Genomic DNA, 17,405 nt, shown 5'->3' on the forward strand with positions numbered 1-17,405 from the left:
CCTAAGGAAGCGCCTGCGGGATCATCCGCAAAATATCGTTCGCGATAAATCCCGTCAGGTCGCGCGTAAGATGATGGATGTGCGCCGGCAATTCGCGCCACTCGCGGACTTTCAATTGTGCCGGATGATCGATGTAATCGGAATGAACGAGTACCGTCGTCATGCCGAGTTCGGCGGCGACTTCGAGATTGTGTGGCATGTCTTCGAACATCGCAGCCTGCGTCGGCGCGACCGCATGCAGGTTCATGAGCCGGTCGAATGCTTCTCTTTCCGGCTTGGGCACGTATTCGAGTGCTGCGATATCGCAAATGTCTTCGAAGAGATGCAGCACTCCGAGACGCTCCGCGACGTTCTCGGCGTGACGCCGCGAACCGTTCGTGAAGATCAGGCGGCGTCCGGGCAGTTTTTCGATTGAAGCCAATAGAGCTGGAGAGTGCATCACGACAGAGACGTCGATATCATGGACGTATTCGAGGAACGGGCCTGGCGGCAGTTTGTGCACGCGCATCAGTCCTGCGAGGGTCGTGCCGAACTGGCGATAGTAGGCCTTCTGCAAATGGCGCGCGTGCTCGTGCGGAACGCCAAGCGTCTTGGCGATATATTCGCTCATGCGGCGATCGACCTGAGCAAATAGGTTGCATGACGCCGGATAAAGCGTGTTGTCGAGATCGAAGATCCATGTATCGACGTGTGTGAATCCGCGCGGCGATTTGGTCGCCGTGGGGATCTCGCTTAACGCCGGGGCGGACGAGGCCATCAGCCTCTGCCCTTCTTGCGGTCGGCGCGGCGCACGAGCGTGCCGACGCCGTGTTCGGTGAAGAGTTCGAGAAGCACGCAATGCGGCACGCGTCCGTCTATGATGACGACGCCTTCGACGCCCGCTTCAACAACTTCGATGCAGCCCTCAATCTTCGGGATCATGCCGCCGGAGATGTCGCCGCTTTTGATCATGTCGCGGGCTTCGTCGATCGTCAGGTCCGGGATGAGTTCTTTCTTCTTGTTGAGCACGCCGGTGACGTCCGTCAGCAGCAGCAGGCGTTTGGCCTGCATGCGTGCAGCGAGGGCCGATGCAAACGTATCGGCGTTGATGTTCAACGTTTCGCCCTCGCGGCTGATGCCGACCGGAGCGATCACGGGAATGAGGTCGGACTTCGAAATCACTTCGACGATATGCGGATTGACCTCCAGCGGATCGCCGACGTAGCCGATATCGACGGCTTTCATCAGGTTCGATTGCGGGTCCGGCATCTCCGTGATCTTCTTGGCGACCATCAGATTGGCATCCTTGCCGGAAATGCCGACCGCTTTGCCACCCTGCCGATTAATCGCGGAAACGATCTCCTTGTTGATCTTGCCCGCAAGAACCATCTCGACGACTTCGACCGTCGGCTTGTCCGTCACCCGGAGGCCGTGCACGAAGTCGGACTTGATCGCGAGCTTGTTCAGCATACTGGCGATCTGCGGACCGCCGCCGTGCACGACAATCGGATTGATGCCCGATTGCTTCAGGTAGACGATGTCCTGCGCGAACGCATTCGACAGCGCTTCGTCGCCCATCGCGTTGCCGCCAAATTTTACGACGACCGTCTGTTCGTCGTAGCGAATCAGATGGGGGATCGCTTCCGCGAGAATGCGCGCCTGAAGATGTGCGCTCGGCCGGTCTTCGGACGACTTGGCATTTGTTTCAGAAGTGGGTTTCATCGACGTCACAGGATTTCACCAAAAGCCAATCGAACTCGAAGATGCGTAGGCCAGATAGAAGCGGTGGTGATTCGATCCCCCTGGCGTGGGGGGCGCTTTCGTCGCGGTCTTATAGCCCGTCAGGCGAATGCCTCAACGGAATTCCCGCTTTTTTGCCGGGCAGAGGGCGCTCCTGACGCAGGCCGGACACGGTGCTGGGGACGAAGGGGATTCCCGTCTGCCCGCTGCCATGGCATTGCTATAGCGTTGTCGCGTGAGCTTGCTTTGCCTTCAACCGTGCGGCCGAGGCCGTCCTGACCGTTTGGAGATGCCGTGGGCGTGACTGCCACAGATCTTGGTCAAATCCCGATGTCGCCGGACCTCGGCACAACGCTGTCGCGGGGGGCGGAGTTTGCCGCTGCCGCCGGGGCGTCCGATGTTACACTTGAACATTTGCTGGCTGCGCTTTGCGACGATCGCGACGCCATTGCTGTGCTCGACGCGAGCAACATTAACGGTGCTGCGCTGAAAGCGGATGTCGTTGCGCAATTTCCGCGGTCCGACACGCCCTCGGAAGAGACGCCAGTCAGTCTCGGCGTCTCTCAAGATGTGCGCCGCATCCTGGAAGCGGCGGCGGCCGCCGCGCGCGGTAGTCGGCGACGCGATATCAATGGTGCGATTGTGCTTGCCGCGATCGTCGGTGACGCCCGGAGCGCTGCTGCTGAGATGCTGCAGGCGCATGGTTTGACCTTCGACGGCGCGATAAGGGCTTTGCAAGCGGCGTTGGCGCCGCCGCGTGCGTCATCGGCACCGCCGCCAGTAGCTGACGACGTGCTGGCGCGGGCTCGCGAACGCGTGCAATCGCGATCGGCGCCGTCGTTGCGCGACATCATGAACGAGATGCCGCGTACTGCCCCACCGCCTTCGGTTGCCATTCCGGACGCCGCGAAAACGATTCAGCCAAGCTCGGAAGAGCGGTCAATGGCTGGCGCGCCCGATCCCTCCGCCGGAGCGGATCAGTCGTCGACTATAGTCTCTCCACCTTCGCCGTCTGAGGCTCCGTCGCATCAGGAAGAACCGGAGCAGCCGCGGCCGCAAGAGCCCGTGGCCTATGCCGCTCCCGAGCCGCGGCCGGAAAAGCGGCCGGAACCCAGTTTCCCCCGGACGGAAAAGGACTTCACTCCGGCAAAAGCGCCAGATGCACCGGCTGCGCCTGCCGGTCGCCCAGGGTCTGTCTCGCGCCCCTCTCAAGACCATCCATCTGGTCCTTCGCTGCCTTTTCCAGGCCAGCCGGAGGCTCAACCACGCCCATCTGGTTCTCAAGGGGCCTCGCAGGGCGCTGGGATGCCGTTTCCCGAGCATCCTGGCGCCGGAGCGGCAGGATCTGCGTCCATCGCCGGGGCGCCTCAGCGGCCGTTTCCGGGCGATCTGCCGCGTCCCCGACCATCCGGGGCGATGCCGCCACCAATTCCCGCCCCTGGCGGAATGAGGCCGTTAGGTGGACAGCCGGGCGCTCCGGCGTCCATGCCCGTGCCGGGCTCGATCGCGCCGCCCGGACCGCTCCACTCCGAGCCGTCCTTTGGCCCTCCACCGCCGGGTGAGCCGCCTCCCAATGGGCCGCCTCTCCAGCCACGGGGGTCGGGAAAGGTTCGGGCGCCGTCACGCAAACGCGCGAAAAGTCCCAAGACGGAGACGGGACAACTCGCCGAGAATATCCCGCGCGCGATGCGTGTCGGGCGGACCGAGCGTGTCGAGGTCCGGATCGCTAAGGCGTCGGTCAAGGCGTTGACGGACGGTCTCGAAGGCGACGGAGCAGTCTGGCAGCATAAGGTCACAATCACGAAGGCGATGGCCGTGCGTATTCGCGCGCCCGACGGCGGATTCTTCATCGAGACGGCGTCGCCGGAAACGCAATGGATCGAAAATACTCTTGGCTACGCGAGCGACGATTTCGCCAGTTGGCGATTTCTGATCACGCCACAGTCGCGCGGGTGGTCGCAGCTACAAATCATAATTTCGGCGCGCACGATCGGCACCGACGGCGTTGCGGCGGAAACTGCGCTCCCGGATCAGGTGATCGAGGTCAAAGTAAAGCGAAACCTGAAGCGGACCTTTGCACGCATCTTTAGTTGGACGGTCGCCGCGATTGTCGGCGGTGCGCTCTCGACTTTCGGAGAGGGCGGCGTCGCGGCGGTGAAGACGATCCTACAGCGGCTCGTTCACTGAGCGATGCGCGCTTCGATTAGGCGTTCTGCGATGTAAGAAGTTTGGCAATCGTCGCGCGAAGATCTTCGAAGCCTGCGCCTGTTTCCGCCGACGTGACGATGACATGCGGATAGGCGGCGGGATGTTTGGCGAGTGCTGCGATGGTCCGTTCGGTGACGCGTTCGAGATCGGTGCGGCTGATTTTGTCGGCTTTCGTCAGGACGGCCTGATAGGACACGGCTGCGCCGTCCAATAATTTCATGATCTCGTCGTCCACGGACTTTGGCCCGTGGCGAGCGTCGATCAGCAGGAAGACGCGCAGCAGTGTCCGCCGGCCGGCGAGATACGCGCGAAGCGTACGGTTCCACGCTGCAACTTTGTCTTTCGGTGCTTCGGCAAAGCCGTAGCCGGGCATGTCGACGAGATAGAGCCCGGCGTCGGGCTCGGTGAAAAAGTTCAGTTCTTGCGTGCGGCCAGGCGTATTCGATGCGCGCGCCAGGGCATGCTGTCCGACCAGTGCGTTGATCAGGGTCGATTTGCCGACGTTCGAGCGTCCGGCGAATGCGACTTCCGGACGGTCGTCGGGAGGCAGATGGTCGAGGCCCGGCGAGCCGCGCGAAAACGTCCAGGCGCGAGTGAAAAGAAGGCGGCCTGCTTCGACGTCTTCTGCGGAATGCGTATCAGGGTTTGTCATCGTGACACCCCGCGCGGTCGATCCGCTTCGGCGCGAAGCCATTCATCCTTCATTTGCTCGCATCGCCGCCTGCTCCGAACAGCCTTAGAAGCGGCGCGAAGGTTCGTCTCAAATTATCGAACAGATGAATTTGCGCGCCGTTCTTCTTGTTGATGCGGAGCTGCTGGGCAATCGACAGCGTGTTGCTCCAAGCCCAGTAGATCACGAGGCCAGCGGGGAAGCTTGCCAGCATGAATGTGAAGATGACGGGCATCCATGTGAAAATCTGCTGCTGAATCGGATCGGGCTGCGGCGGGTTCAACTGCATTTGGACCCACATCGTCATGCCCATGATGAGGGGCCATATGCCGATGTGCAGGAATGCCGGAGCGGCGAACGGCAATAATCCGAACAGGTTGAAGATCGAGGTCGGATCGGGCGCCGACAAGTCGTGGATCCACCCGAAGAACGGTGCGTGCCGCATGTCGATCGTTACGAACAGCACCTTGTAAAGTGCGAAGAAGACCGGGATCTGCAAGAGTATGGGCCAGCAACCGGCGAGCGGATTGATCTTCTCTTTTTTATAGAGTTCAAAAATCTCTTTCTGCTGACGTTGCGCGTCGTCTTTGTATTGCTCCTTGATGCGTTGCATCTCGGGCTGCAGCTTTTTCATGCGCGCCATGCTCTCGTACTGCTTGTTGGCAAGCGGGTAGAACGCCGCCTTCACGAGAACCGTCAGTATGAGAATGGTGACACCGAAGTTGTGTACGATGTTGTTGATGAACTCCATCAGACGGAACAGCGGCCGCGTGATGAAGTAGAACCAGCCCCAGTCGATCAGCCTGTCGAAACGAAGAATGCCGAGAGCGTTTTCATAGCTATCGATCAAGGACGCTTGCTTTGCGCCTGCGAAGAGGCGGCCTTCTACGCCCTTGCGCATTCCAGGCGCAATCGTGAGCGCGCCACGGAGGTAATCGGCCTGGAATGCATCCTTGCCGTTCGGGTCGTGCGCTTTTAGCGCCGAGTACATGGCGCGGTAGGGTTCGTGCTGATCGGGAACAAGCGCTGCGGCCCAATATTTGTCTGTGATGCCGAGCCATCCTCCTGTGACGTTCTCGAACGTTTTTGGCACGCCTTCCTTGACGGCGTTGGCATAGGTTTCTTCAATCAGGCCATGTTCGCCTGAGACGCCGACAAGACCCTCGTGCAAAACCGAATAGACGTGGGACGGCGGATGGCCGCTCCTGTGGACGCGTGCGTAAGGCAACAACGTGACATCGGCCTTCGTCTTGTTTTCGATCTCGTCGACGACTTTGAACATGTAGTTCGTGTCGACGGAGAACGTGCGCCGGAAGACGAGACCGTCGCCGTTATCCCAGGCGAGCGTGACGGGGGTTTCCGGCGTGAGCGTCGTGCCCTTTTCCAGGGTCCATAAGGTATCGCTGCCGGGAGTTTTTGTCTGACTTCCGCTTTGGGGAACCCAGCCGAATTCCGCGAAGTAGGGCTCGGGCGAGCCCGCAGGCGAAAGCAACGTCACGATTGGACTATTGGGATCGACTGTCTCGCGATACTTTTTTAGCAGCAGATCATCGATGCGGCCGCCTTTCAGGTCGATCGATCCCGCGAGGGATGGCGTGTCGATCGTGACACGAGGACTGCCTTTCAACGCCTCTTCGCGCGATAGTGGGGTTGCAGCCTGTTGTCCCGCATTCGGTACCGCTGCAGGGGAAGACGCAATTGGAGTGTTTGCGACGTTCGGCGGGTTTCCGGACGAAGACGTCGTTTTATTCTGCGCGTCGAGCTGCTTGTTGAATTCCTGCTTCGCCTGCTCGTGCTGAATTTCGGGGCGCGCGAAGAAATACTGCCAGCCCATCAGGACCAGGATCGACAGAGCCACCGCAAATATCAGGTTGTTTTGGTCTTTGGGATCTTTAGGAGAATTCATCAAGTCCTCGGGTCAGCCGCCAGTGGTGGCGAGGCCGCTATGGCCCATGAAGCGATTGTCGGAAACTGCTCTTAAACGGAAGGGGACACCCCGTCACGTCGAACCTTTCTGGGCGTCCGTACGCGCAGATGGCGAACGGGCGTCATTCGTGCGCCTTCGCTTAACATTCTCGTGCAAAGTCTTCAAAGCACGTGTGACGTCTTCGACGAGCAGCGCGAATGGCCGATCGAGTGCCGCGCCCCGCGCAACGATCACATAATCGCATGTCGGGCGTGCATACCGGTCGGCCGTCGCGGCAAAAGCGGCTTTCAAGCGGCGGCGGACGCGGTTACGGGTCACTGCGTTGCCGATTTTCTTCGTGATCGTGAAGCCAAAACGCGCGCCTTCCGTTTTGTCGGCGCCCGATAATCGTTCTCGAGTTTCGATCAAAAAGGCAGGCGTCGATGCGCGGCGGCCACCGCGGACGGCCAGAAACTCTGGGCGGGACTTGAGAGTTTGCAGAGTCGGAATGGGAGCCTCCAGACGTCACCGGCATCCTAACTCATGCAGAGACCGCGACAAAATGCTCGCGATGGTATCGTCTCAGCCGAGCGCCTTGAGTGCGAACGCGAGGGTTCGCGGCGCTCAAGTCTAGCCGTCTATCACTTCATCTGGGTTGGGCGTTTTGGCAACGCCGCGGTGTGAAGCGATAGGAGAAGCCGTCGGGAGGAACGTTACCGACACCGCGTTTTTAGGTCCGGGTAGAGCCAGGCTCAGGGTTCCTTAGGCCGAGAGGCGCTTGCGGCCCTTGGCGCGACGACGCGCGAGAACTTTCTGACCGCCAGCCGTCTGCATGCGCTTGCGGAAGCCGTGGCGGCGCTTGCGAACGATGCGGCTCGGTTGATACGTGCGCTTCACGGAAAGTCTCCGTCCAAATATTCTGCGCTCCGACCCATGATGGATCGCAAGCGGATTATGTCCTGTTTTCCGTGGGTTAGAAAGTCCGCAGAGCCCGGCTTGAGGCCAGAGCAGAAAGCGATTTCTCCGGAATTGGGTCCTTATAATTTGAGCGCCGAGGCAAGTCAACGCGCCGAAATAGGGCGTTGTGGTCTGTGGGCTTCATTCGGTGATGAGACTGCGCGCCTGTGCGCTTTGACCCATGCAACACGAATAATCGAGATCCACGCACAGGTTCGCTCTCTCCGCCACTCGCTTGTCGAGATGAACGGCTTTAGCCTTAATGCGTGTTCTCCTCATCGACAAAGGTGACGAAGGGTTATGCCGAAGGACGTTGCCGGACCCCCGTCTCAAGATCAAAACCTCGAAACGGATTTTTGCGTCATCGGGGCCGGATCGGGCGGTCTTGCTGTCGCAACCGCAGCCGCCGCATTCGGCCAGCGCGTTGTGCTGATCGAAAAACACAAGATGGGCGGCGACGGGCTCTATTATGGGAGTGTTCCGTCGAAGGCTTTGTTGGCGGCGGCCAAGCGGGCCAACGCGATGCGCACGGCTTCGCCGTTCGGCATTCGCGGCGTCGAGCCTTTGATCGACCTTGCGGGTGTGCGTCAGCACGTGCGCGACGTGATCGCATCCATCGCGCCCAATTCTTCGCTCGAACGGCTGACGGGTCTTGGTGTGCGCGTCATTCCATCTGCGGGCAAGTTCATCGATCGATCGACGGTTGCAGCGGGTGATTTCCGGGTCGTGGCGCGGCGGTTCGTCGTTGCGACGGGCTCTTCCCCGCGCATTCCGGCAATTCCTGGATTGTCCGATGTTCCTTATTTCACGAATGAATCCATCTTCGATAACGCTGACCCAATTCCGCATCTCGTTATTATTGGCGGCGGCACAACCGGCATCGAGTTTGCGCAAGCTTTCCGGCGGCTTGGATCCCGCGTCACGGTGCTCGACGCGGCACAGGCGTTAGGTGATGAAGACCCCGAGCTTGCACTTGTTCTGCTGACGCGTCTCAACGCGGAGGGCTTGGTTATCCGTGAGGGTGTGCGGATTGCACAGGTATCCGGCGCACGCGGGCAGATCGCTGTCGAATTGGAAACGCCCCAAGGCCGAGAGCGCATCGAAGGCAGCGATCTTTTGCTGGCCGCAGGCCGTAAGGCAAACATCTCCGATCTCGGTCTTGACGCCGCCGGGGTAAAAGCCGATTCGGACGGTATCAAGGTGAACGCCGGTCTTAGGACGCGCAATCGCCGCGTCTACGCGGTCGGCGATGTCGTAAGCGGAATGCAATCGTCTCATGCCGCTGCGGATCACGCCGAGGTGGTGTTGCGCCGAACGCTGTTTCGTCTTCGCGCCAAAGCCGCCGGCCGTGAATGCCCACGCGTCGTCTTCACGGAGCCTGAGCTTGCCTATGCCGGTCTCGCAGAAGCGGATGCACGTGCGCAATACGGCCGAGTCGATGTTCTGCGGTGGCCTTATCATGAGAATGACCGTGCGCAAGCCGAGCGCGAAACGAGCGGGCACGTTAAGGTCATCACGTCGAAGCGGGGCGAAATTCTCGGTGCGGGAATCGTCGGGGCGGGAGCCGGCGAACTTATTCAGATGTGGTCTCTGGCGATCGCGCGTGGATTAAACATCAAAGCCATGACGCAGTGGCTCTCGCCGTATCCTACCTTGTCGGAAATTAACAAACGTGCTGCGTTTCGTTACTTTGCAACATCGCCCAGCAATCCCTATGTGCGTAAAGTCATCGCATTGCTGGCGAAGCTCGGCTAATCATCTCCGGCAATGGAGAGTTTAAAGTCGGTGCAGCGCACGATATTCAACGGCAACGGAGAGCACGGAGACGATAAGGCCGCGAAGCCTTCGGCTGCCGGCGCGGCATGGCGTGTGGTCTCTCGTTTCTGGCAACGTCGCGGACTGCCAGCCAAACTGATCGCCCTGACGGTCATTTTTGTGTTGATCGCGGAAGCGCTGATCTTCCTGCCCGCTATCGCCAATTATCGCGTGAGCTGGTTGAGGGAGCGGTTGACGGCCGCGCAGCTGGCGGCGCTTGCGTCCGACGCCTTCCCTGGAGGAGAGGTTCCGTCAGCGCTTCGTGCCGACTTGCTGCGTACCGCCGAGGTTCGAGCGATCGCTTCCCGACGGCAGGGCGAACGGCGTCTCGTGTTGCCGGCACAGGGCGATCTGAACATCGATTACGTTTACTACCTACAGCCGGAGCCGGACTCGTTCTGGGGAGGACTAAGCCTCAAGTTCGAACAGATGGGAGATGCGATCACGACGCTTATCGACGGAAGCTGGAGAACGATCCGTGTGGTTGGGCGCGCCGGTCCGGACAATATGGATCTCATCGAGATCGTCATTCCCGAAGCGCCGCTCAAAGCTGCGATGATACGCTACGGAACGAATATTCTTTGGCTCTCGGTCATCCTATCCATTCTGACCGCAGCGGTAGTTTATTTCGCCTTGAGCCGTCTCTTCGTGAAGCCTTTGACGCGATTGACGAGCAGCATGCTGCACTTCTCGGAAAATCCGGAGGATGCGAGCCGTATCATGCCGTCCACGGGCCGCATGGATGAGATCGGCGTCGCGGAGCGCGAGCTTGCCAGCATGCAGCGGCAGCTTTCGGGCCTTCTGGCGCAGAAGACCCGTTTGGCGCAGCTCGGACTCGCTGTTTCGAAGATCAACCACGATTTGCGTAACATGCTGGCCAACGCGCAGCTTATCTCCGATCGTCTGGTCGATATTCCAGATCCGACCGTACAGCGCTTCGTGCCGAAGCTTATTGCGTCGCTCGACCGCGCCATTCAGTTCTGCAACGCATCGCTGCAATTTGGCGGAGCTTCGGAAGCTGCTCCGCGCCGCGAGTTGTTGCCTTTAAAGCCAATGATCGACGAAGTTGCCGACAGCCAGGGCCTGCCGCGTGAGGGCGCCATTGCATTCGTCGATGAGGTCGACCCCTCGCTTCTCATCGATGTCGATCACGAGCATCTCTTCCGAGTGTTGAGCAATCTCGTCCGCAACGCGATGCAGGCGATCGAGAGCGTCGAGGGCAAGAGCGATGGCGAGATCCGCGTTGCTGCCCATCGCGACGGCCGCAAAGTCATTATCGACGTCATGGACAACGGTGCGGGAGTTCCGCCGAGGGCGCGCGAAAATCTATTCAAGGCCTTTCAGGGTTCGACCAAGAAAGGTGGCACGGGGCTTGGGCTCACCATCGCCTCCGAGCTGATCCAGGCTCACGGGGGCACTTTGCGGCTGATCGACAGCGCCAAAGGGGCGCACTTCCGTATCGAATTGCCCGATCGCTCCGTGGATTGAACCGAGATAGGATCACTTTGCTGCGCGTTGGCCCGGCGGGCGCATTTGCCCGATCTTCGTGCGCGGAAGAGGTCTTGCGCTGGCGCCTGTGACCCACTAGAGAGGGGGCCTTCGCCGTTCCGGTATCCGACCGGATAGACCAATCTGGTCTTAATGTTGCGAAATGCGCCCGTAGCTCAGCTGGATAGAGCACCAGACTACGAATCTGGGGGTCAGAGGTTCGAATCCTTTCGGGCGCGCCAGTATTTTCAATTACTTAGCTGTTGTGCTGACTAGTCCGGTTTTCGGCTAGCAACCGAGGCATTGCGCTTGCGCCCGCATTGCTCGTTTTCGCCGGCTGAGATTGCTCGCACTTTTGTGCGCCGGTTCGAACTGCAACGGTGGAGAAATTCACTCCCATGCCGAAGGCCGTTAGACCGCCCAGCCAAATCGCTACAGATAGGCACTGCAAGAATGTGCCCGTGCGATCCCACATGTGGCTGAAGAAATGCTGTGCGAGATACGACGTGCCTGCAGTGAGGACTGCCAGCCCGGCACCGAAACCAAATGTCTGCATGCCGCTCGAATAAGCTTCGATAGCCAGGGAGCCAGACTTCAGCTGTGCGCCTGCGAAACTTAGTACTGCTATAGCGGCGCCGCCGTTGAGGATCAGCAAAGACTTGATAGCTAACTCGGCGAATTTGATAGTTGAAGCGTGGCTCGTAATCAGTGCCTCGCTCAGCATCGATGTTTCGTTGCTGAGCGTCCCCATTATTGTCTCCGCCAAATCAAAAATGGTTTGAGAAAGTAGACTGACGTCTTGCGCCCGAGCCATTCCTGTGGCGGAACTTTTCGAGCCTGTGACGTTGTGCGCTCCGGGTTTATGACGTGGCGCCTAGCGGCTACGCGATGGATCGAGCCAACATTCGTCAAAAGAAGACGGGCCGCTCTGTGCGGTTCGAGCTGACCGACCAGACACGACAAGCAATCGACCAATATCTGAGGTTTACGGATAGGAAAGTCGGACAGCTCCTGTCTTTGCACTGACCTTGGAGACGATGGAGGTCGCAGAACAACGATCTTGCCGGATATGGTCGCGGTCTCGTCAGAAGATGTGCTTCTGCAAATCGACGTCGGCAGTGGGCGAACCCGCTAGGGCGCGCCTTGAGGGCGATAAAGCGGCCGCGAAACGAATTGCGTAACGTCTCTGCTTGGGAAGCAACGAAAAAGGCGGACCGGAGCCCGCCTTAAATTTCGTGGGGTGAACCCCTTGTTACCGGAGGGACCACGCCGCGATCTCTGCTAGAACGTGGATTTCGTAACATGCAGCTTGAGGCTATGCAACGGCTCTGATTGAATTCCGTCCGGTATTCTCCGGGACATTTTTTTGATGAGCAAGAATTGGCTGCGCTTCGCCTTTGATCTCGGCACGAACTCCATCGGATGGGCTGTTTATCGGCTCGATAGAGACCCCTCAACGAGTTCGCTAGCAACGGTCGTGGAGCTTCTCGGCTGCGGCGTTAGGCTGTTCGATGATGGCCGCAACCCGAAGGACGGGCGATCGCTTGCCGAAATGCGACGTGTACCGCGTTCTGCTAGAAAGCGGCGCGATCGGTACCTCCAGCGTCGCGCCTACCTGACCGCTTTGCTGGTCGACTTCGGGCTCATGCCGCGCGACGAACACGATCGCAAAGCGCTAGTTGCGCTCGATCCTTATGCGCTGCGCGCACGCGGGTTGGACGAGGCTCTGTCCCCCTATGAACTGGGGCGCGCCTTGTTCCACTTGAACCAGCGTCGCGGCTTCAAGTCGAACCGCCGGACAGACCGCAAGGCCGACGACAAAGACAAAGGCAAGATTGCCGATGCGGCGAAGAGGCTCGGAGAGGCATTCGAAAACGAGAGCGCTCGCACTTTCGGAGAATTTCTCTGGAAACGCCACGGTGGACCTGACGGCTCATTGACACCCCGAACGCGCAACGCGTCCGATAACGCCGTCCGCATCAGGTTGCAGGGCGAAGGCGCCAAAGCGCTTTACGATTACTATCCGTTGCGCCAGATGCTGGAAGACGAATTCGATCTTCTCGTCGCAAAGCAGCAGGCGTTTCATCCTGAAATTCTGACGGCCGACGCGATTGCCCAGATCCGGCATGCGATTTTCTGGCAGCGCCCGCTCAAGCCTGTCGAGCGCGGCCGCTGCACGCTCGTCCCGAGCGAGCCGCGCCTGCCGAAGGCCCTGCCTTCCGTCGAGGAGCGTACGATCTATGAAACGCTCAATCATCTGCGTTATGGAGAGGGTGTCACGCGGGACAAGACGCTGACCAAGGAGCAGCGCGACCTCGTCGCCGCCACTCTGTTACAAGGAAAGACCGGTAAATCCGTCAGCTTCGACTCTCTGCGGTCCGGCTTGAAGCTCGGTTCGGGTGTCCGGTTTTCGCTTGAGGACGGCGGCAAGCCGGGTCTCGACGACTATGCCTCACGCTCGGCCAAAGGACTGGCGGACAAGCGGCGGTTTGGCGCGCGTTGGCATGCGCTGCCTCTCGAAGAACGTGATGCAATCGTCGAAAGATTGATCGACGAGGACGATGAGAAGAAGATCGTCTCATGGCTGAAGACGGACTACGGCCTCAATGACGAAGCCGCGCTTGCTGTCGCGACCTGGACGCCGCGGGAGGGCATATCGCGGCTCGGCAAGACAGCCAACGCCGCGGTCCTCGCCGAGCTAAAGCGTGGTGTCGCCAGATATAACGACGCCGTGGTGCTGGCCGGGCAGAAGCTCGGCTTAGACTGGCATCACTCGGATTTCCGCGATGGCGTGATCGAACTTCCGCTTCCCTACTACGGGCAAGTCCTGGAACGTCAGGTATCGTTTGGCACCGGCAACCCGGAAGATCCTGCTGAAAAGCGTTATGGCCGTCTCGCGAACCCCACCGCGCACATCGGTCTCGGCCAGCTTCGCCGTCTCGTGAACAGGCTGATCGAGGTCTACGGCGAGCCTGCACAGATCGTCATCGAGCTGGCGCGCGACCTTAAGTTGACCAAGGAGCAGAAAGACAAGGAAAAGCGCGAGAACGCGCGAAACCGTGGGGCCAACGATCTGCGCCGGCAGGAGTTGGAGAAGCAGGGCCTCGCCGACAACGGCGAGAACCGGCTGCGGCTGCGACTGTTCGAGGAGCAGCAGCGCGCCAATGGCGGCGTCGCGCTCTGCCCCTATTCTCTTGAAACGATCAGCATCGAAAAGCTGTTTTCCTCGGACGTCGAGATCGACCACATTCTACCGTACTCGCGGACACTGGACGATACAAAGGCCAATCGTGTTCTGTGTTATCGCTGGGTCAACAGGTATAAACGTCGTCAGACGCCTTACGAGGCGTTCGGCAGCGAAAAGAAAGCCTGGCCGGAGCAACCAGACTGGGAAAAAATTGCTGCCGCGGCCGCTGGATTGCCCGCCAACAAACGCTGGCGCTTTGGTGCGGACGCGATGGAGCGCTACGAGAACACTGAGCGCGATTTCCTCGCCCGGCAGATCAATGAGACGCGGCATCTTTCACGTCTGGCACGGCTCTATCTCGGAGCCGTCTGCGGCCCGGACAACGTCTATGTCACGACGGGCCAGTTGACTGCGATGCTGCGCGCTCGTTGGGCCCTCAACTCGATACTCGGCGACGAAAACCGAAAGGTGCGGACCGATCACCGGCATCACGCCATCGATGCAATTACCATCGGAGCGATTGATCGGCGGATTCTACAAGAAGTTTCCCGGAGGGCTGGACAGGCCGAGGACGAACAGCGCGACCGCATCACTGCTGATGTGCCCGATCCATTCGACAATTTCCGAGACATCGCGCGCGAAAAGGTTCGGGCCATTATCGTCTCAGTGAAGCCCGAGCATGGCAAGAGCGGAGCGCTGCACGAAGATACCGCTTACGGTCTTGTCAAGAATCCGGCTGAAGCCGCCATCATCGGCAACCTCGTTACGCGCAAACCTTTGATCGATCTCAACGCGAACGAGATCGATAGGGTGCGCGATCCTGTTCTGCGCAAGAAACTGCAAGACCTCGCCGCACCGTTTCGCAACGAAAAAGGTAAGCTCACCGACGACAAGGGCCTGAAAGCAGCTTTGGCAGCTTTCCGCATTCAAGAGACGATTGGAGGAAAGACGGTCGAACGCGAGATCAGGCGCGTGCGTATCGGCAAGGAGAAGACGGGCGAAGTTCACATCAAGGATCGCCGTACTGGCGCCGTATACAAAGCTCTTCTGCCCGGCGAGAACCACCACATCGATATCGTGCAGATGCGCGATGGCTCATGGAAGGGGTTCGCGGCAACGGTGTTTGAGGTCAACCAGAAGGACTACCGGCCGATCTGGGAGCGCGAGAAGCTCGGCGGGAAGCTGGTCATGCGCCTTCACAAAGGCGATGCGATCGAAGTCGACGACGCGGATGGCCAGCGGCGCATCAAGACCGTGCACCGCTTGTCACCGAGCAACGGTGTGCTTTACCTCGCGCCCCATTACGAGGGTGGTGAGCTCGGTAAGCGGCACGACGACAAGGACGATCTGTTCCGCTGGGACTTCGCGGGCATTGCAGAGCTGACGAAGCGGAATGCCAGGAAGGTGCAGGTTAATGATGTCGGCAAAACTCGCCGGGTTCGCTCCAACGTCTAGCTTCCCGCCTACAGGAAGCATCGAGTTGACTTTTAGGCCAAAATAGGATTATTTTCTCACCTCCTGTTTTGATTGGAGGTGATCAAGCTGAAACATCCTCTCGGTACGAGAGCAAAAACAGGTCAATCGTGCCCGGAATCTGGCACTTGGAAGGTACTTGGATTTCCAAGCACGACTGCACCCATCGCGAAAACCAATCGCATGCCTCCCTACGGCGGCGCTGCGGTTGTCTGGATCCTCATTGCATATGCGTGAGGTGCCATCGGACCAAAATACCTTCGATTGAGTGCTTTGCAAGCAAACAACAGGAGGTGTTCCAGTTGGACTGCAGCGATCGCTGCTAGAACCAGGGTATGAGCCCTGACGGCCGCGGGCTTAGGCCCCGGCCGCTCGTCTTGTGCCGGTTAACCTCATCTCCCGCTAAATCTGGTGGATTCGCTTTATCCGCGCTCTGATGGCTCTCGCACAAAATGCCGTGCCGGGGGGCTAAACGCATGTTGGGGCGGATTGTCGAAATCACGGGGGAAGGCCGCCGGCTCTCGCTCGACCGCGGCTTTCTCAACATCTCCGGTCCTGACGGCCTCATCGGCCAAGTGCCGCTCGATGACATCGAGGCCGTCATCGCCTCGAATCCCGCCGTCACCTACACCAACCAAGCACTTGCCGCGCTCGCTACACGTGGCGCACCTGTCGTGATCTGCGGTGTTAACTTCACGCCCGCCGCCTACCTGCTGCCCGTGGACGGCCATCACGCGCAAGGCGATCGCGTGGAAGCCCAAGCCGCCGCCACGCTTCCGAGCAAAAAGCGGCTATGGTCTGAAATTGTACGAGCAAAGCTCAGGGCCCAGGCCGCAGCGCTCGAACGCGCTGGCATCAATTCCCTTCCGATTCAAACGCTGGTGCACCGCGTTCGCTCCGGTGATCCCGAAAATATAGAGGCCCAGGCTGCGCAGCGCTATTTCCCGGCGCTCTTCGGGAAGGGCTTCACGCGCGATCGCGGCGTGGAGGGCGCCAACGCCTTCCTCAATTACGGCTATACTGTTTTGCGTGTCGCGACGGCCCGCGCGATCGTCGCCGCCGGATTGCATCCTTCTCTCGGCTTGCATCACAAAAGCAAGGGTGACGCCATGCGTCTTGCCGATGATCTGATGGAGCCGTTCCGTCCTGCCGTTGATCTCATTGCTTGGACGCTGGTGAGGGAGAACGTCGAGAACCTGGATACTTCGGCAAAACGCAGATTGGCGGCTGTATTGCACGCCGATTTTACAATCGAGGACGGTGTCACGACTTTGTCGAACGCGCTGGCGCGATCAGCACAGTCGCTTGCCCAGATTTATATGGGCAAGCGAAAGCGCCTGTTGCTGCCGTTGTCGTCATTGCCGTTAGCCGCAGGAGTCGGCACTCCGGATGAGGATGAAGATTCGTGACCTTTGTTGCGTTAACGGGATATCGTATCATGTGGGTGATGGCGCTGTTCGATTTGCCTGTATTGACGAGCGATGAGCGCAAGAGGGCGACTAAATTTCGCGAATTTCTGCTCGATCAAGGTTTCTGTATGATGCAATTCTCCTGCTATATAAAATTTACTGCAGGTAAGGAGCAGGCCGAGGCGCTGGCCGCGAAGATCGGTGGGGCCGTGCCCTCAGGCGGCAAGGTCGACATCCTGTTTTTCACGGACCGCCAGTATGAAAGTATCAAATCATTTCGAGGTAGCGGACAACGTGGCCGGCCAGAGAGACCAGACCAACTACAGATGTTTTAAACGCAATGTAGGCGGTGAAAATTACCGTGCCTACAGCGAATGGAGCCGCTTTCAATACGGTTTTTCTTATAGGTATGACAAAAATGGCCTCTGGAACCAAGGGGTTACCAGGGGCCAGTTCTAGCAGAGATCGCCGCGCGGTCCGACCGGAACGCAATCGCACCTCTATTTCACACGCCTGTTGTTCTAGCAGAGATCGCCGCGCGGTCCGACCGGAACGGACGGGTTCGGTTGCTCT

General features: G+C 59.4%; 13 protein-coding genes and 1 tRNA gene. 7 read left to right on the top strand and 7 right to left on the bottom strand.

Annotated features, from left to right (window positions below):
* Nucleotide 1: 1 nt before the first annotated feature.
* Both VHB22_RS12945 and argB read right to left on the bottom strand, forming a co-directional pair.
* On the bottom strand, nt 2-757 hold the full coding sequence (locus VHB22_RS12945; RefSeq protein WP_325457392.1) for a pyrimidine 5'-nucleotidase: 756 nt from the start codon (nt 755-757) through the stop codon (nt 2-4).
* Entirely contained in the window at nt 757-1,701 is a 945-nt protein-coding gene (gene argB, locus VHB22_RS12950) for an acetylglutamate kinase (protein ID WP_325457393.1), read from the bottom strand. The genes VHB22_RS12945 and argB overlap by 1 nt, the downstream gene beginning before the upstream one ends.
* 318 nt (nt 1,702-2,019) lie before the next feature.
* Here argB and VHB22_RS12955 point away from each other — a divergent pair, with 318 nt between their 5' ends.
* Nucleotides 2,020-3,906, top strand: coding sequence for a Clp protease N-terminal domain-containing protein (locus VHB22_RS12955; protein WP_325457394.1), 1,887 nt, complete (start codon nt 2,020-2,022; stop codon nt 3,904-3,906).
* Nucleotides 3,907-3,922: 16 nt separating this feature from the next.
* Here the strand turns inward: VHB22_RS12955 and yihA are convergent, their stop codons facing one another.
* The 4 genes from yihA to rpmH all read right to left on the bottom strand — a co-directional run bounded on the left by yihA (nt 3,923) and on the right by rpmH (nt 7,400).
* Nucleotides 3,923-4,621, bottom strand: coding sequence for a ribosome biogenesis GTP-binding protein YihA/YsxC (gene yihA, locus VHB22_RS12960; RefSeq protein WP_414652743.1), 699 nt, complete (start codon nt 4,619-4,621; stop codon nt 3,923-3,925).
* A gap of 7 nt (nt 4,622-4,628) precedes the next feature.
* Nucleotides 4,629-6,503, bottom strand: a complete 1,875-nt coding sequence (gene yidC / locus VHB22_RS12965) for a membrane protein insertase YidC (RefSeq protein WP_325457395.1) — start codon at nt 6,501-6,503, stop codon at nt 4,629-4,631.
* Between the two features lie 93 nt (nt 6,504-6,596).
* On the bottom strand, nt 6,597-7,025 hold the full coding sequence (gene rnpA, locus VHB22_RS12970) for a ribonuclease P protein component (protein WP_325457411.1): 429 nt from the start codon (nt 7,023-7,025) through the stop codon (nt 6,597-6,599).
* A gap of 240 nt (nt 7,026-7,265) precedes the next feature.
* Complete coding sequence (gene rpmH / locus VHB22_RS12975) at nt 7,266-7,400, bottom strand: 50S ribosomal protein L34 (protein ID WP_325457396.1); 135 nt, start codon at nt 7,398-7,400, stop codon at nt 7,266-7,268.
* Nucleotides 7,401-7,760: 360 nt separating this feature from the next.
* Between rpmH and VHB22_RS12980 the strand changes: the two genes are divergently transcribed.
* From VHB22_RS12980 to VHB22_RS12990, 3 genes are all read left to right on the top strand, one after another.
* On the top strand, nt 7,761-9,215 hold the full coding sequence (locus VHB22_RS12980) for a dihydrolipoyl dehydrogenase family protein (protein ID WP_325457397.1): 1,455 nt from the start codon (nt 7,761-7,763) through the stop codon (nt 9,213-9,215).
* 30 nt (nt 9,216-9,245) lie between these two features.
* The gene (locus VHB22_RS12985; protein ID WP_325457398.1) at nt 9,246-10,763 is read left to right on the top strand and encodes a HAMP domain-containing sensor histidine kinase; all 1,518 of its coding nucleotides are present in this window, start codon (nt 9,246-9,248) and stop codon (nt 10,761-10,763) included.
* 165 nt (nt 10,764-10,928) lie between these two features.
* Nucleotides 10,929-11,005: transfer RNA gene (locus VHB22_RS12990), tRNA-Arg, on the top strand.
* Nucleotides 11,006-11,019: 14 nt separating this feature from the next.
* On the opposite strand, the gene VHB22_RS12995 is transcribed toward VHB22_RS12990, so the two are convergent.
* Nucleotides 11,020-11,577, bottom strand: coding sequence for a hypothetical protein (locus tag VHB22_RS12995; protein ID WP_325457399.1), 558 nt, complete (start codon nt 11,575-11,577; stop codon nt 11,020-11,022).
* A 555-nt stretch (nt 11,578-12,132) separates the two neighbouring features.
* On the opposite strand from VHB22_RS12995, the gene cas9 reads away from it, so the two are divergent.
* From cas9 to cas2, 3 genes are all read left to right on the top strand, one after another.
* A complete protein-coding gene (gene cas9, locus VHB22_RS13000) occupies nt 12,133-15,405 on the top strand; it encodes a type II CRISPR RNA-guided endonuclease Cas9 (protein ID WP_325457400.1) in 3,273 nt (1,090 codons plus the stop codon).
* Nucleotides 15,406-15,899: 494 nt separating this feature from the next.
* Nucleotides 15,900-16,832 carry a type II CRISPR-associated endonuclease Cas1 gene (cas1, locus tag VHB22_RS13005; protein WP_325457401.1) on the top strand — a complete coding sequence of 311 codons (933 nt, stop codon included), beginning with the start codon at nt 15,900-15,902 and terminating at the stop codon, nt 16,830-16,832.
* Nucleotides 16,829-17,167: a CRISPR-associated endonuclease Cas2 gene (gene cas2, locus VHB22_RS13010; protein WP_325457402.1), complete on the top strand. Its 339-nt coding sequence runs from the start codon at nt 16,829-16,831 to the stop codon at nt 17,165-17,167. The genes cas1 and cas2 overlap by 4 nt, the downstream gene beginning before the upstream one ends.
* Nucleotides 17,168-17,405 lie beyond the last annotated feature (238 nt).

The sequence above is a fragment of the Hyphomicrobium sp. genome (assembly GCF_035548195.1).
Lineage (GTDB): Bacteria > Pseudomonadota > Alphaproteobacteria > Rhizobiales > Hyphomicrobiaceae > Hyphomicrobium_B.